A 14,884-nucleotide genomic window follows, 5' to 3' on the forward strand; every position below is an offset into this window, starting at 1 on the left:
AATGAAAATACAATAGAGATGTAGGAAGAGGTAAAAGTGATTTTATTGAATCAGTCTAACTTGGAACTGTTATTCAAAACATAGCAAAATGTAATGAAGAATTCATTGACAAATTATAAGAATGCATTTCTACTTCGTCGAAATGACACCGTTTGTGAAATTAATACTTAATAAAAAATTATCTTTGCCTCATGAATCAAAACACAAACAAAACCGTTCTCATTTTAGGTGCCAATTCCGATGTTGCCAAACAAAGCATTAAGCAATATTTTCAAAAAGGATTTTCCATCATTGCGGCTTCCAGAAATACAAAATCTTTGGAAGAGTTTGTTCAAAAAAATAATTTAAATTCAAAAGTGACGGTTTTATCTTTCGATTCAGTGGATTTTGATTCTCATCAAAAATTTTATGACGAACTTTCTGTAAAACCTCATATTGTTATGTACGCAGCGGGATTTTTAGTGGATAACGAAACGGCTTTAAAAGACTTTAAAGGAACTCAACAAATGATGTTGGTAAATTATATGGGTGCAGTTTCCATTCTGAATATTATAGCGACAGATGAAAGCAATAAGAATTTAGAAAGAGTCATCGGATTGTCATCACTTTCAGGAGTGAGAGGCCGAAAAAGTAATTTTGTTTATGGAAGTACAAAAGCAGCTTTTACAACGTATTTAGCTGGTTTGCGACAAGAATTAGCTTCAAGAAACATTAAAGTCAATGCTTTAGTAATCGGGTATATCAGAACAAAAATCAATGAAGGATTACAATTGAATGAATCTTTAATTATGGAGCCTGATTATGTAGCAAAATATATCGTAAATGCAGGAAACTCCTTCACCATTGTTCCCAATTTTAAATGGAAAATGATTTATTTGATTTTGAAAATGTTGCCGGCGAGTTTGGTAGCGAAGTTACCTTAAATTTTTCCGATTATGAAAGATGAATTTTTAGAAATAAGAAACTATATTGACAATATAAATTACTATGCTAGTTCGGAGAATTTCGAATATGAACATTATCCTTATTTAAAAAATATTTTGTAAAGCTTTACATCAAAACATCATGATGATTTTGTTGAAGAACTTTTTAAATGGTCTGATTATCAGTTAGATTTTATTGCAAGTTTTTTAAGTTTTACAGATTATGCTTTACAGGGAAAATATAAATCTTCTTATGTTTTCTGTGAATGTTTTTCTAAAATTAATAATGTTGAATGTCTAAAATATCTTGCTCAAAACTTAGAACTCCAATTAATATTCTGTCAAAATAAAAAGGAGTTATCTATTGAGGGAATTGTTAATAATCTTTACTCAGTAATAAATGAAACAAAGGATATTAGCTGGATTGAGACTTATCTAAAAATAATTAATGATTTAAGTAATTGATTTTCTTTGTTGGACAAAAAAACACTTAAAGAAGAATATTATTCGCTTTCCTGCAACAATTCCAACCCCTTCATCATATCAATCCCCTTACCCAAAACAGGTTTAAACAAATCACCTTTTTCCTTAATTCTTTCCAACGCATTATGAATATTAAAATCCGTCGGCCTCAACCCTTTTTTCAATTCCTCCCATTCCAAAGGCATTGAAACGGAAGCTCCTTCTTTCGGTCTTAAACTGTAAACACTTGCCAACGTTTGTCCGGAACGGTTCTGAAGATAATCGAGGTAAATTTTCTTGTCGTTTCTTTTTTGTAAACTTCTTTCTAGAGTGGTTAGTTTCGGTAATTTTTCATTCACCTGTTTCATCAGAATATAGGCAAAATCTTTTACCTGGTCAAAATCATATTTTCCACCCATCTGAATATACACATGAATTCCCGTACTTCCGGAAGTTTTGCAATATCCTTTAATTTTTATAGATTCTAAAACTTCATTTACTTGTAAAGCGGTTTCAATCACATCATCAAAGTTATTTTTCTTCGAAGGATCGAGGTCTAAAACCAAATAATCTGGGTGCTCCAAATCGGGAAGTGACGAGTTCCATGGATTCATATCGATGCAGCCTAAATTATTCAGATAAGCCAAAGTTGCTTTGTCATTACAGTAAATATAATCGATATTTTTGTCGGTAGATTCCGAATAAACTTGCGTCGTTTTCACCCAATCCGGAATATTGTCACTGGCATCTTTCTGATAAAAATTTTGTTCTTCAATGCCATTTGGAAAACGATTCATAGAAAGCGGTCGGTTCTTCAAATGTGGCAAAATATATTCTGCAACCGATTGATAATAATCAATAACATCACCTTTTGTTACCTCATCTTTCGGAAAATAAATCTTATCCTGATTGGTCAGTTTTACTTTATGTCGGTTTAACGTAATTTCGCTTTCTGTCTCAGAAGTTTTAGTTTTTTTTGATGAAGTTTGTGCTTTCATTTCTTTTGGTTTTTCATTAATATCTTTTGGATTTTTATCTTCTCTTATCGCAACAAATACCGGATGTCTAAAAATGCCATCTTTGGTAATTTCAGAATATTTGATTTCGCATACTAATTCAGGTTTAATCCACGTTACCGGCATATTGGTTTTAGGAGCGATGTTGAAAGGTGACTTTTTTACTGCCAGTTTCTCCAGCCGTTGATGAATTTCTTGTAATGATTCTTTATTAAATCCCGTTCCGGTATGTCCTGCGTAGGTCAGTGTCCCATTAATATATTTTCCTAAAATCAAAGCTCCGAAACCTTCCCTTGATCCTCGAGGCTCTGTAAATCCACAGATAATCACCTCTTCAGTATTAGTGAATTTTATTTTAAGCCAATCCGAGCTTCTGCTGTTTTCGGTGTAAATGCTGTCAGATTTTTTAGCAATCATTCCTTCCAGCTGCATTTTTTTCATTTGATTAAAAAAATCAATGCCATTTTCAGAGATATGATCACAGTATTTGATGACATCGGTTTCTATCAAAGCATCTTTCAGCAGTTCTTTTCGTTGTAGTAAGGGAAGTTCCTCGGTAGAATGACCATTCAGCCAAAGCAAGTCGAAAACCTGATAAGTCAAAGCTAAATTCGGATTATCCCCAATCTGTTGGAGCAGTTGAAAATTGGGTTTTCCGTTTTCGTCATAAGCAACAATTTCTCCGTCGAGAATCATTTTATATTTCTGTTGGCTGAAATCGTTAGAAACTTTTTCAAATTTTGATAAGAAAGAAATACCGTTTCGGGAGTAGAAGAGCGGTTGTTTTTTACTGAGATCAGCAATAGCACGATAGCCGTCCCATTTTATCTCGAAAATCCAGTCTTCATCATCAAATGCTTTATCAGACAATTTGGTGAGCATGGGTTTAGTGAAGTTCTCCAGTTTTTTCTCATCAATCAAAGAATTAAATCTTTGAAAATGAGGTTTTAATGCTGAATTTATGACTTTTTTTTGTTGCTTTTTAGGCTTTTTTTTTCCTCTAAAAATTTGGTAACCTCTGAATTTTTAGAAGTATTTTCTTCTGCATCATAATGTTCTTCTGCAAAATCGTCTTTATGTTTAATGAGAAGCCATGCGTTGTTTTCTGCATTTTTCATTTTAACTAAAGCAAATTCTCCTTTCAGTTTTTTGCCGTGAAGAATAAATTTTAAAGAACCTGCTTTTAATTCTTTCAACAGTTCTTTTTCGTCAGAAAGTTTACTGGTTTCATCTAAAGGCTCATACGTTCCGCTGTCCCAGACTTCAACCTGCCCGGCTCCATAATTTCCCTCAGGAATGTTTCCTTCAAAATCTTTATAATCATAAGGATGATCTTCCACCATCATCGCCAAACGTTTGTCATTTGGGTTTAAAGACGGACCTTTAGGAACTGCCCAACTTTTCAGAACGCCTTCCATTTCTAATCTGAAATCATAATGAAGCCGGGAAGCTGCGTGTCTTTGAATCACAAAAATGAGCTGATCTTTACTTTTTTTTGTTTTCCCTTTGGGTTCGGTAGTTTCGTCGAATTTTCGTTTTTGATTATAATCTTTAAGAGCCATTACGATGCGGTTTTAGAGGTTGGACGTTGTAAACTTGCCTTTAACTGCGCCATTAAATCAATCACTTTACCTTCTTTTGCAGGTTCAGATTTTTTAAGTTTTACATTTTTTCCTTTGGCTTTTTTCTTAATGATTTTTAAAAGATCTGCACTGTAATTATTTTTGTAAAATGTAGGATCAAAAGGTTCTGAAAGTTGCTCGATCAGATTTTTTGCCATTTTGAGTTCGGCAGGTTTTGGGGCTTTTTTAGCAGGGATCTTAAGTTCTTTGTAATCTCTGATCTCCTGAGCAAAGCGTAATCTGTTCAGCACTAAAACATCATCATTGTAAGGTCGAATCATACCAATCGCTTCACTGTCTCGGAGTACAAATGTGCCAATTCCGACCATTTTTGTCTGCTGGAGCGCTTTAATTAAAAGGCGATAGGCATTTTCTCCGTTTTTCTGAGGTTCAAGAAAATAAGGCGTTTCAAAATACACAGAATCTACCTCAGCTTCTTTCACAAAATGTTCTATGGAAAGTATTTTAGATTTCTCGGGACTTGCAGCTTCGTAGTCTTCTTCATCTAAAACAATATATTTGTCATCCATGAGATAACCTTTCACAATGTTTTCCCATTTGACTTCTTTGCCTGTTTTCTCGTTAACTCGTTTGAATTTTATATTTGAAAAATCAGATTTATCCAACATATCAAGATCTAATTTGCTGGTTTCAGTCGCAGAATAAATCTTTACAGGGATATTGACTAAACCAAAGCCAATGGCACCGTTCCAAATTGCTTTCATTGTATCGTATTTTGTATTAATAACTTACAATGATTGTGCCGTTGAGATTCAGAAATTATAGTTGGATTAAAGGGAATTTACAAAATTAAAATTTAAAGATAGTTTTTCATTCCGGAGTGTCTCAATTCTATCAATAAAATGAATAAAAAAAGCGGAGAATTTTTCTCCGCTTCTAATTTATGCTTTTAAATTCAATTGTAATTCCAGTTCATCCAGCTGCTCGTTAGCAATGGCTGCAGGTGCATCGATCATTACATCTCGTCCTGAATTATTTTTAGGGAAAGCGATATAATCTCTAATGACTTCGTTTCCGTCAAGAATTGCCACTAAACGGTCAAATCCGAAAGCCAAACCACCGTGAGGCGGAGCTCCGTATTTAAAGGCATTCATTAAGAATCCGAATTGAGCTTCTGCTTCTTCTTTTGAGAATCCTAATAAATCAAACATTCTTGACTGTAAATCTTTATCGAAAATTCTGATAGAACCTCCACCAATTTCGTTTCCGTTTAAGACCATATCGTAAGCGTTGGCTCTTGCTTTTCCGGGATCTGTTTCCAATAAATGGAAATCTTCAGGTTTTGGAGAGGTGAAAGGGTGGTGCATGGCGTGGTAACGTCCGCTTTCTTCGTCAAATTCCAATAACGGGAAGTCAACAACCCAAAGTGGTGCGAACACATTTCCTTTTCTTAATCCTAAACGGTTTCCAAGTTCCATTCTCAAAGCAGAAAGCTGAGTTCTTACTTTGTGCTCGTTTCCGGAAAGAATCAACATTAAATCGCCTTCTTTTGCTCCGAATTTCTCGATGATTTTCGATAAATCTTCTTCGTTGTAGAATTTATTTACCGAAGAAGTTTTTACACCATCATTCTGGAATTTCGCCCAAACCATTCCTGAAGCTCCTATTTGTGGTCTTTTAACCCAATCAACAAGCTCGTCGATTTGTTTTCTTGTATAATCTGCACATCCTTCAACATTGATTCCGACAACCAATTCTGCGTCATCAAATATTTTGAAATCTTTTCCTTTTACTAATTCATTCAACTCCACGAATTCCATTCCGAAACGGATATCCGGTTTGTCGTTCCCGTATTTCTGCATCGCATCAGCAAACGTCATTCTTGGGAAAGTTCCGAATTCCTGACCTGTAATATCTTTAATTAAAGTTTTCGTCATTCCCTCGAAAACATTCATCACGTCTTCCTGCTCTACGAAAGCCATTTCACAGTCGATTTGTGTGAATTCCGGCTGTCTGTCGGCTCTTAAATCCTCATCACGGAAACATTTCACGATCTGGAAATATTTATCCATTCCTCCAACCATCAACAATTGTTTGAAAGTTTGCGGAGATTGTGGCAATGCGTAAAACTGCCCCGGATTCATTCTGCTTGGAACCACGAAATCTCTTGCACCTTCCGGAGTAGATTTGATTAAAACCGGAGTTTCAACTTCGATAAATCCTTCGTCTGAAAGATAATTTCTCACTTTCTGTGCCATTTTGTGACGGAAGATCAGTTTATCTCTTACCGGAGCTCTTCTGATATCCAAATAACGGTATTTCATTCTTAATTCTTCACCGCCATCTGTTTCATCTTCGATGGTAAAAGGTGGAAGTTGAGATTCATTAAGAATCGTTAATTTTTCAACTAAAATTTCAATTTCTCCGGTTGGAATGTTGGGGTTCTTGCTTACTCTTTCGATTACTTTTCCTGTAACCTGAATCACAAACTCACGTCCCAATTTTTTTGCATTTTCCATCAATTCCGCTGAAGAACGGTCTTGGTCGAAAACCAACTGAGTAATTCCGTAACGATCTCGAAGATCTATCCAAATCATAAATCCTTTATCACGAATGGTTTGTACCCATCCTGAAAGTGTAACTTCTTCATTAAGATGTTGAAGAGATAATTCTCCGTTTGTGTGCGATCGAAACATTGTTATTTATTTGAAATTTAAGGTTTGAAATTTGAAATTTGCAGTTGCAAAGATAAGGTTTTTGAAAGTTTCTAAAACAAAAAAACTCCCCGAAGGAAGTTTTTGATTTGAGTTTTTAAGGTATTGGTTAATTTTTAATCCATTCAAGAGCTTTTTCCAAAACTTCATCTTTATTATTTCTGATACCGTCAATTGTTTGTTTTACTTCAACATCAGGAATAATACCGATTCTTTGTGTTTCTTTTCCATCCGGATAATAGACGCCGACACCAGAAATTCCGGTCAATATTTTCCCCGGAAGAGGAATGTAGGATACATCACCGTCTGCTCCTGAAGTCTGTGAGCCGAAAACTTTTGCCTTCGGAGCTTTTTGGAACGCCATGGTATGATATTCTGCAGAGCTTTGCGTTGTTTCATTTACGAGAATAGCGATTTTTCCTTTATAATAGTCTTTATTATTGCTGCCAACGTCGTATTTCTGTGCAAAAATAAAGTAGCCTGGTCTTGTGGGATAAGAAACTGTAAAATCAACAAAAATTTCAGGCTTCGGCATTATGTATTTCGCAAGTTTAAATAGCAGTGCATCTGTAGGATACGTTCTGATATCAATAACTAAACCTTTCGTATTTTTTATTTTTTCAAAAATATCGGGTAAATGGTCAGACTTCAGATTTTGTAAATGGAGATAAGCAGTATCGCCATTGTTCATTTTGAATGACTCGGCAGGTTTTTGGGTGTAATTTATTTCATTGGATCTATAGGTAGGAATCGTAACGGTTTTTTCCAGTCCGTTGCTTAGATATTTAACGTCTATTGTGAGCTCATTTGAATTTAAAAGGATGAATGATAAATTTCTTAATTTCACAGCCTTATTGGAAGCCGGGATATATTTCGAATATTCCTGAAGGATTTTTCCCACTGTTTTTCCATTAACTTCCAAAATGATATCACCAATTTTTATTCCTGTTTCTTTTCCTAATTTTTCGTCATAATAATTTTTTACCACGGCTTTATTTTCAGCAAAAACGATTTCTAAAGGAACTATTCTTTCTCCAAAAAAATGATAAGTGACATTATTAAAGAATCCGCCATGAGAATCATTGATTTTTGTGCTGAGTTCCAGGCAGGCAAGATTATATTCGGTTCCGTCCTGCGCTGAGGTGAATTTTGGAATAAATTCTGTTAAAACGTCCTTCCAGTCTTCCCCGATTGCATATCGGTAAGGAAAATAATATTGAATGATGTTCCAGTAGCGGTATAAGCTTAATAATCTAAAGCCTGCATCCGGTGAAACCATTGTAGAGTATGGATTCTCATTTTCAAAATTTGCATTACCATCGCTGAAAAGGGAAACATAATAATTCGATTTTTTTCTGTCTGCTTTTTTTATCGCTAACAATAAATCCGACAGTTCTTTTGTAAAGCCATAAGAAGTGATCCAATCCAGGTCAGCTTTCATTTTTATATTCTTTGGTTCAGGATAATCTTTGGTTTTAAAGTCACCAAAACTTTTTATCCAGGTTATCAATATCTGATCTCTCTGCTCATCGGAAGTTCCGGCAATTTTGGGTAAAATTTTAAGCAGCTCATCATCCCAGTTATATTTTCCCGAGGAAACATTCGGATGATAATATTTCAGGAATCCCCAGATTAATCCTAAGTTTTGAAGATTTTTAGCGCCTATTTTGTTTAACAGTTCTTCTGAAATCTTAGAATCATTATTAAATTCTGAATGGATGAATTTTTTTTCAGGAGTTTTTGCAGCTTTTTCATTCTGACTAAAAGCGAGTATTCCTAAAAAAGTGAATGCAATGATAAAATATTTTTTCACAATAAGAATTTTTAACTTTTTACGTATTCTAAAATGTCTCCCGGCTGACAATCCAACGCTTTGCAAATGGCTTCCAGTGTTGAAAGTTTTACGGCTTTTGCTTTTCCTGTCTTTAAAATGGAAAGATTGGCCTGGGTAATGCCAATTTTCTCGGCAAGTTCCTGTGACTGCATTTTGCGTTTGGCAAGCATCACGTCTACATTGATGATTATTGGCATAATTATATGGTTAAGTCATTTTCAGATTGAAGTTCAAAACCTTTTTTGAAAAAAGCTACGATAAAATATACCATGATTCCCAACAAAAGATGTATAAATACAATTAATAATATATCCATATTTAAATCACTTTTAAAATTATATAGCCAGTTTAAAACAGATAGCGGAACAAATAGAATATTAAGAATAGAGAATCTTTTTAACCACTCAATAACACTTTGATTAAAAAGTATTTCCTGACTCATTCCGTTAAAAATTTTAAATGCTGAAAAGAAGAACAAAGTATAAAAAGAGAATTGAAGTAAATAATTTAAAAACATATTTAATGAAAAAACACCTGTTACCATTTGCTGATCCGAAAAAGGATATTTAAATCTGAAATAGTTACTTCCTGTTGCTATTTTACCACCCCAATCGATTGTGTTTCCGACATAAAATGTATCATATAAAATTTTGCTATTTGTTTTTAGATTATAATATGAAATTCCATACCCGAATAGTTCATAAATAAGATGAAATGCAAAAAACAAAAAGAGAAGAAAAAGTATACAGCTTAGCGCCGTCGACATTGAATTTTTACCTAATAGTTTCATTGATTTTAATTTTTATTTTTATTATTGCAAATATATAATTAATTATTGTTTTACGATAAATATTTATTGAATTTTTTATATTTTTGAATTGTAATTTTGTGGTCTAAAAAAATTAATAAACTCCAAAAAGCTATTTTTATAGAAATTTTAACAGCTGATATTTTTCATTTAAAACAGGATTTTTTAAATTCGTAATAACAACAAATACTTAATACTATGGGAAAAGGAGACAAAAAATCCAGAAGAGGTAAAATTAATAACGGAAGTTACGGGAAAAGAAGACGCAGAAAGGATGCGAAATCAACAGCAGCTTCCGGAGATAAGAACAAGTAAAAAATAAGAAAGACCGAAGATTTCTCTCCGGTCTTTTTTTATGTAAAAAATTCAATTTATTTTCCAAAAATACCTCCTAAAAGGTCTCCCAATCCTCCTTCTTGTTTTTTCTGTTGGCTTCCACCACCTAAAACACTTCCTAAAATATCGTTCAGCGGGTTTCCTGAAGATGATGATTGCCCGCCACCCAAAACACTGCCTAAAATATCATTCAAAGGACTTGATTGCTGTCCCTGAGCCTGATTGGATGCATTTCCAAGAATTCCTCCCAACAGATCTCCTAAACCTCCGGCTCCTACATTGTTCTGCTGTTTTTCTTTACCGATATATCCCATAATAACTGGAGCAAGCATCGCTAAAATCGGTCCGATTTTGTCTATAGAAATTCCTGTACTCTGAGAAAGATTATTTTCAACATTTTGCTTTTCATTACCAAAAATATGATTTAGAATAGAACCTCCTTCAGATTGTCTGGCTTCTGCCTGCGTAGTATCATCAAGAATGCTTCCGTCGTGGTCTTTATCAAGTGCTTTATTTAAAGCTTCCGCCTCGTTTGTATCTTTTGATTTATTTCTTAGATACGAAATAATTAACGGAGCTGCTACGGCAAGCAAGGCAAGAACCTGATTTCTGCTGATTCCAAATTTATTTTCCGCCTGTTCGGCAACCTGATTGCCTGTGTTTCCTGTAAGTAAATCAATTAAACTCATTGTTTGTGTTTATTAAATGTTAACTCTATCAAAGTTATCAAAAAATATTCCTAATAAGTTTTTTAATTACTATTTGGAAGAAAATACATAGTTTTCCAAAAGTTCAATATTAATTTTTAATTATCGGTACGTTAGAACACGCTTCGCCAAACATCAATGATTTTACAATGGGTTTTAATTGTTCAACTAACTCAATGTAGGCATTTTCGGGAATCTCTTTGTCTGAACAGCCTTTTACCAGGACTCTTTTTCCCTGCATTTCGCTGAAATCATGTCTTTGAATAGCGTTGTGCATTAGAATTACTTCAAGATCTCCACGATTTCCGAAAACTATTTTTTTGGAAGATTCTGTTAATTTGGCTGTTAATAAAAAATAAGCCCAAAGAGGGACGATTGCATCTGCCGAATTATAGATGTAAATGTAAGTATCCCGATATTCCTCCACGTTAATAGCGGCAACTTTTTCACGGAAATCTTTTTCTTTTAAGATCATTTCCATAAAAAGAAAATCTTTAAGATCAATCCCTTTTCTTACACCTTTAGGCACAAGATCAGTAAGGTCAAAATTGATTAAACCGCTTTCCGCAACTTTATTTCTTATTTCAAATTCTTCTGACATTTTTATCATTATCTTTGGACAAAATTACAAATTAAGATTCACGAATAGCTTAATTTGTTCTCTATCCTTATTATAGAAATGAAGTATTACATCATCGCAGGCGAAGCTTCCGGAGATTTGCACGGGAGTAATTTAATGAAAGCTTTGAAGCAGAAAGATCAGGACGCAGAATTCAGGTTTTGGGGTGGCGATCTAATGGCTGCGCAAGGCGGAACTTTAGTGAAACATTATAAAGATCTTGCATTCATGGGCTTTTTAGAAGTGGCGATGAATTTAAAAACGATTTTGAATAACATTAAATTGTGCAAAGAAGATATCAAAAACAACAGACCTGATGTTTTGATTTTGGTTGATTATCCCGGTTTCAATTTAAGGATTGCAAAATTCGCTAAAGAGTTAGGAATTAAAGTTATGTATTATATTTCTCCACAACTTTGGGCCTGGAAAGAAGGGAGGGTCGAGATTATCAAAAAGTACGTTGATGAAATGATGGTAATTCTTCCGTTTGAAGAAGATTTTTATAAAAAACATGGTGTTCATTCACATTTTGTGGGGCACCCATTATTAGATGCCATTTCTACTTTACAGGATATCAATATTGAAAAATTTAAAGCTGAACATAATTTAAACGGAAAAGAAATTATTGCATTATTGCCGGGTTCCAGAAAACAGGAAGTGGAAAAAATGTTGGAAATGATGCTTTCTGTGAGACCACATTTTAAAGAATATCAGTTCGTTATTGCCGGAGCTCCAAGTCTTCCGAAAGAATTTTATCAGAAATATGTAGATGAGAATGTACATTTTGTATCTAACAGAACGTACGATTTATTAAGATGTTCAAAAGCAGCTTTGGTAACATCCGGAACAGCAACCTTGGAAACTGCTTTACTGAATATTCCTGAAGTGGTCTGTTACCGTGGAAGTAAAATTTCTTACGCCATTGCGAAAAGACTGGTTAAAAATATTAAGTACATCTCTTTGGTGAATTTAATTATGGATCGTGAAGTAGTAAAGGAATTAATTCAAAATGATCTCAATACTAAAAATTTAGTTGAAGAATTGAAAAAGATTCTGGAAGGTGAAAAACGATCCCAGATATTGAAAGATTACGAATTGTTGAGAGAAAAGCTGGGCGGTAGTGGAGCAAGCGATCATGCCGCTGAGGTGATTTTAAAGTTTAAAAATTAAATAAATTATAATCAATCGTAGAAATATTTTCTGCGATTTTTCTTTTGATTGACAAATTTGATGCACTTTTTACATTTTGTGATTTTTCTTTTGTGAATTGTTGTTCAATTAGATACATTTGGGAAAACACAATTTTGAATAAACAACCACTTTTGATTCTCGTCATCTGCTTTATCCTCGGTATTTTCTTTCAGGATAATTTTTCTTTGGGTAAAGAATGTATTTATCCGATTATCGGAATTTGTACATTAATCTTAATTTCCACATTTTTAAAGTCGTTTATTTTTCATCAATCAAAACCTTACATCTTAGGTTTTATGTTTTTCGCAATCGGAATTGTTCTGCATTTTTTTAATTCTTTTTCGTCTCAGCATCCTTCGGTTGGCAATAATGAAACAGTTGTTTTCAAGGTTTCTAAAAAATTGAATTCAAACGAAAAGAATAGAAAATATGAAATTGAAGCGCATATAAAAGAAAGTGATTTTAATGCCGTTTTATATGTCCCAAAAGATGAAAAAGGATTAGATTTTAATCATTATTATAAAGCAAAAGGTTATATAACAAAGCCAAAATCTCCGGAATATGATTTTCAATTTAATTATGCAAAATACCTGAGCCGTAAAAATATTGAATATCAGATTTACATCAATGACAGAATTTCTTCGGCACAAAGAAATGATCTGAGTTGGTGTGAAAAGTTTTCACAAAGAAGACTTGAAGTACTTCAGAATATTGATAAAACTGAAATATCACCCAAATCGAAAGAGTTTTTGAAAGGGATTATTCTCGCAGACAGAACAGAAATAGATGTTCAGACTGTTCAGGATTTTAACCGATCCGGACTGACGCATTTTCTGGCAATTTCCGGGACGCATATTGTTGTGATTTTCGGATTGTTTTATTTTTTATTAATTAAAATTTTACCGTTACAATTTAGAAAATATGCAATTATTTCAAGTTTAATTTTTATTTGGCTTTTTACTGTTTTTATTGGTTTTGGAAGTTCGGTTGTCCGCTCCAGTATCATGCTGAGCGTATATTTTATTTACGTTTTGCTCCAACGAAAACCGGATTTACTGCATTCTCTGTCACTATCAGCCTTTGTTATTCTGATTTTTGATACACAACAGATTTTTGATGTCGGTTTTCAATTGAGTTTTCTTGCAGTTCTCGGAATTTTCTGGCTGAATCAACCGATTTTAAATTATTTTCCCGAACAGAATAATTGGTTTAAAAAATTAATTTTTAATACGATTTCAATTTCCATTTCTGCACAATTGGCTACACTTCCGTTGGTTTTGTATTATTTTCATCAGTTTTCGTTTATTTCTGTTATTGCTAATTTTTTTATCGTTCCGTTTTCTGAAATTGTGATTGTTTTTTCATTTTTAATCACGACATTGATTGGTTTCAAGCTTGATTTTGAATTGATAAATATTATGTACGATTTCATTATTCAGATATTATTGAAAATTATTCATTGGTTTGCAGATTTTGATAAATTGTTTTTTGAGAATATTTCAATGAACCTATTTGAAGTTTTTTCTTTGTTTATAATTCTTTATCTGATGAGGTTTGCAATTTTAAAATTAAATGTTAAAAATACTGCGGTATTGATAATGGCTGTTTCCATATTTTTAGTTATCAGAGTCAGTTTCAATATATTTGAAAATAGTAAAAACGAAATTCTAACTCACAGTTTTAGTAAAAAGAAAATTCTATCAATTAAAAAAGGTAATAGTGTTTGCTTTTGGGTAAGTGAGGATGCGGAAAGGGATAAAATTATCCAATATATTATCAATCCTTACTGTTCGTCGAGAAGAGTTGATATTTCTGAAATAAAAACGTTTTCTAAGGATGTGGAGAAGATCGTTTACAACAATAAAATTTATGATTTGAAATAATTCACTGTCCTACTCTTTTTCCTTTATTTATAATATTATAGCTGTTATTTAGAAAGATTACAAACTGTGTAATTGTGAGATTTCTCACTTTTTGATATAGTTAACATTTCTTAATTTTGTGGAAATTGAAATTTAAACTTATATGGCAGGTTTAACGAGTTCTACGATAGGTAGAAAATATGCTATGGCATTATCAGCTTTATTTTTGCTGATCTTTCTTATACTGCATTTGACGACCAATTTTTTATCAGTCCTGAATCGTGATGCATTCAATACGGCATCAGATTTTATGGGCTATAATCCAATGGTACAGTTCTTAATGCAGCCTATTCTTGGTTTTGCGGTTTTTTTCCATTTCATTATGGGATTTATATTAGAAATTAAGAATAGAAATGCACGTCCTGTAAAGTACGATGCAAACAATCCTTCTTCCAATTCTACATGGATGTCGAGAAATATGATTATTTCCGGCGCGGTTGTTTTAGCTTTTCTGGTACTTCACTTTTATGATTTCTGGTGGCACGAGCTTGATTACAAATATGTAGAAGGAATAGCTCCTGACGCAGAACGTTTCTGGCCAGAGCTTCATGAGAAGTTTGCAGACGTTTGGAGAGTAGCTTTGTATGTAATTGCTTTTGTTTTGTTAGGATTGCACTTGGCTCACGGTTTCCAGTCTTCATTCCAGTCAATCGGGGCTAGACACCCAAAATATACTCCGGTAATCAAAGCTTTAGGGAAATGGTATTCTATCCTTATTCCTGCAGGTTTTATTTTTATCGCAATTTATCACTTCGTAACTCAATAATAT

At 33.4% G+C, this 14,884-nt stretch carries 14 protein-coding genes; 5 read left to right on the forward strand and 9 right to left on the reverse strand.

Translation table 11 applies throughout. From position 1 onward, the window contains the following. The first annotated feature begins 191 nt into the window (after window positions 1–191). Window positions 192–923, forward strand: coding sequence for an SDR family NAD(P)-dependent oxidoreductase (locus ASG22_RS05065; protein ID WP_055981543.1), 732 nt, complete (start codon window positions 192–194; stop codon window positions 921–923). A gap of 503 nt (window positions 924–1,426) precedes the next feature. On the opposite strand, the gene ligD is transcribed toward ASG22_RS05065, so the two are convergent. The 7 genes from ligD to ASG22_RS05100 form a co-directional block, all read right to left on the reverse strand. Then, window positions 1,427–3,283 carry a DNA ligase D gene (gene ligD, locus ASG22_RS05070; protein ID WP_055981546.1) on the reverse strand — a complete coding sequence of 619 codons (1,857 nt, stop codon included), beginning with the start codon at window positions 3,281–3,283 and terminating at the stop codon, window positions 1,427–1,429. Window positions 3,284–3,360: 77 nt separating this feature from the next. Next, entirely contained in the window at window positions 3,361–3,963 is a 603-nt protein-coding gene (locus ASG22_RS05075) for a DNA polymerase ligase N-terminal domain-containing protein (RefSeq protein WP_055981549.1), read from the reverse strand. After that, the gene (locus tag ASG22_RS05080) at window positions 3,963–4,748 is read right to left on the reverse strand and encodes a Ku protein (protein ID WP_055981552.1); all 786 of its coding nucleotides are present in this window, start codon (window positions 4,746–4,748) and stop codon (window positions 3,963–3,965) included. The genes ASG22_RS05075 and ASG22_RS05080 overlap by 1 nt, the downstream gene beginning before the upstream one ends. A 177-nt stretch (window positions 4,749–4,925) precedes the next feature. Further along, window positions 4,926–6,680, reverse strand: a complete 1,755-nt coding sequence (aspS, locus tag ASG22_RS05085) for an aspartate--tRNA ligase (protein ID WP_055981555.1) — start codon at window positions 6,678–6,680, stop codon at window positions 4,926–4,928. A gap of 127 nt (window positions 6,681–6,807) precedes the next feature. Beyond that, on the reverse strand, window positions 6,808–8,511 hold the full coding sequence (locus ASG22_RS05090; RefSeq protein WP_055981558.1) for a S41 family peptidase: 1,704 nt from the start codon (window positions 8,509–8,511) through the stop codon (window positions 6,808–6,810). A gap of 11 nt (window positions 8,512–8,522) precedes the next feature. Then, window positions 8,523–8,729 carry a helix-turn-helix domain-containing protein gene (locus ASG22_RS05095; RefSeq protein WP_055981561.1) on the reverse strand — a complete coding sequence of 69 codons (207 nt, stop codon included), beginning with the start codon at window positions 8,727–8,729 and terminating at the stop codon, window positions 8,523–8,525. Window positions 8,730–8,731: 2 nt separating this feature from the next. Next, window positions 8,732–9,322, reverse strand: a complete 591-nt coding sequence (locus tag ASG22_RS05100; RefSeq protein WP_055981564.1) for a DUF2975 domain-containing protein — start codon at window positions 9,320–9,322, stop codon at window positions 8,732–8,734. Between the two features lie 216 nt (window positions 9,323–9,538). On the opposite strand from ASG22_RS05100, the gene ASG22_RS20685 reads away from it, so the two are divergent. Beyond that, window positions 9,539–9,655 (forward strand): 30S ribosomal protein THX, encoded by a 117-nt coding sequence (locus tag ASG22_RS20685; RefSeq protein ID WP_082504945.1) that lies wholly within the window; start codon window positions 9,539–9,541, stop codon window positions 9,653–9,655. A 56-nt stretch (window positions 9,656–9,711) separates the two neighbouring features. Here ASG22_RS20685 and ASG22_RS05105 read toward each other — a convergent pair whose 3' ends face one another. Further along, the gene (locus ASG22_RS05105; RefSeq protein ID WP_055981567.1) at window positions 9,712–10,365 is read right to left on the reverse strand and encodes a DUF937 domain-containing protein; all 654 of its coding nucleotides are present in this window, start codon (window positions 10,363–10,365) and stop codon (window positions 9,712–9,714) included. Between the two features lie 109 nt (window positions 10,366–10,474). Next, the gene (locus tag ASG22_RS05110) at window positions 10,475–10,984 is read right to left on the reverse strand and encodes a DUF2480 family protein (RefSeq protein WP_055981569.1); all 510 of its coding nucleotides are present in this window, start codon (window positions 10,982–10,984) and stop codon (window positions 10,475–10,477) included. A 78-nt stretch (window positions 10,985–11,062) separates the two neighbouring features. On the opposite strand from ASG22_RS05110, the gene lpxB reads away from it, so the two are divergent. The 3 genes from lpxB (at window position 11,063) to ASG22_RS05125 (ending at window position 14,881) form a co-directional block, all read left to right on the forward strand. Then, the gene (gene lpxB / locus ASG22_RS05115) at window positions 11,063–12,172 is read left to right on the forward strand and encodes a lipid-A-disaccharide synthase (RefSeq protein WP_055981573.1); all 1,110 of its coding nucleotides are present in this window, start codon (window positions 11,063–11,065) and stop codon (window positions 12,170–12,172) included. Between the two features lie 134 nt (window positions 12,173–12,306). Then, a complete protein-coding gene (locus ASG22_RS05120) occupies window positions 12,307–14,076 on the forward strand; it encodes a ComEC/Rec2 family competence protein (protein WP_055981575.1) in 1,770 nt (589 codons plus the stop codon). Window positions 14,077–14,218: 142 nt separating this feature from the next. Continuing rightward, window positions 14,219–14,881: a succinate dehydrogenase cytochrome b subunit gene (locus ASG22_RS05125; protein WP_055981579.1), complete on the forward strand. Its 663-nt coding sequence runs from the start codon at window positions 14,219–14,221 to the stop codon at window positions 14,879–14,881. Window positions 14,882–14,884: the final 3 nt, after the last annotated feature.

Origin of the sequence: Chryseobacterium sp. Leaf405 (assembly GCF_001425355.1) — a bacterium.
GTDB lineage: Bacteria > Bacteroidota > Bacteroidia > Flavobacteriales > Weeksellaceae > Chryseobacterium.